Consider the following 1456-nt stretch of genomic DNA (forward strand, 5'->3'; position numbering starts at 1 on the left):
TTTTTCATCCCTGAGGGTGGCGCAAAACATTTTCTCGCGCCATGGGCATTTGTGTTGATTAAAGCTCATTGCTTTTCGCATTATTCAATTCTCTTATAAACACGGCAGCTTGCTTACCAGTGATTTTTTCTTGTTCTTTATCACTGGTATGCTTGAAAATTTCATGGGCAGCCTTCTGTAAAGCCTTCCTTTCCTGTGACTGTTCCCAAGCTTGTTTGGAAGTCTTTCCTTTTTCGGACTGTACGTAAGCTCGTTTGGCAGCCCTTTCTCTCCTGGACTGCGCACAAGCCTTCAGGTAAGCCTTACGTTTCTCGGTCTTTGCGTAAGCCTTCTGGTAAACCTTTTGGTAAGCCTTTCGTTTCTCGGTCTTTGCGTAAGCCCTCTGGTAAACCTTTTGGTAAGCCTTCCGTTTCTCGGTCTTTGCGTAAGCCCTCTGGTAAGCCTTCCGTTTCTCGGTCTTTGCGTAAGCACTCTGGTAAGCCTTCCGTTTTTCGGATTGTGCGCAAGCCCTCCCTTTCCCGGACTGAGTGGCCTGTTTGGAAACACTCCTTATCTCGGGCTGTGCGTAAGCTTTCTGGTAAGGTTTACCATGAGAAAAGTTCAGAGATTCACCAGAGCCGGAAGCAGAAACTTTAACACCCGATAAACTACTTCCAGCAGTGTTTTCCAACGTTGAAGTAAGTGGAGGAGGATTAGCATTTACGGAGTATGAGTGAGAACTCGCTTCACTGGCCATACCCCAAACCCGATCAATTCTTAACTCTGATCGACTGGCAGGAATTTTAGTGGTTTGTTCGGCTTGTTGGTAAGCCTTAGGTTTATGTGACAAGTATAACGGCTCACTTTGTTGAAATTCTGGAGAATAAATAACCCTGACCGGTAATTTTAAACGGCAATCGCTTAATGATTTAGGGAAGCGTTCACCATATGTAATATAGGCGTTTAAATAATTACTTGGTAAAGTTTGATCAACTCGCAGCCCGAATACCAGGCCACTTGGCTGCGGAAAGTCTTTAAAAACCAGTCCATTACTTGACATAACAGACTCATAGGCCTTTTGAAATTCCGAATACAAGGAGTGTGAGGTAAAATATGGATCAGTCATTGAATTAGAGAATTATATAATTTAGAGAATCAAAAGCTCAGACCACTTCCTCTTATAAAAGTTCCTACCTTATAAAACCATGTGTCAATATTTCTTCATTCTGGGGTTGAAAGAGAGAGGGATACACTGATGATAATTTTGCTTTTTTTGCATTAGCTGCCAGCTCTCCTTTTTTCCTTGCCAATTCTTCACTCAAGCCTTGTTTTAAAGCTGATCGATAGGCTTTTGACTTTTCACTCCTTAAGGCCTGACTCGCCTTGCCTTTATCGGATGCGGCATATCTGGCTTTGCTCGCCTTGCCTTTATCGGATGAGAGATATCTGGCTCTGCTCGCTTTGCCTTTATCGGATG

The 1456-nt window shown here is 43.4% G+C and carries 2 protein-coding genes; both read right to left on the reverse strand.

The window, feature by feature from the left end:
• Positions 1 to 58: 58 nt before the first annotated feature.
• Entirely contained in the window at positions 59 to 829 is a 771-nt protein-coding gene (locus KDK15_RS02390; RefSeq protein ID WP_257293770.1) for a hypothetical protein, read from the reverse strand.
• A 340-nt stretch (positions 830 to 1169) separates the two neighbouring features.
• A partial coding sequence (locus KDK15_RS02395) for a hypothetical protein (protein ID WP_257293771.1) occupies positions 1170 to 1456 on the reverse strand: 287 nt, incomplete at its 5' end.

Origin of the sequence: Endozoicomonas sp. YOMI1 (assembly GCF_024606345.1) — a bacterium.
GTDB lineage: Bacteria > Pseudomonadota > Gammaproteobacteria > Pseudomonadales > Endozoicomonadaceae > Endozoicomonas.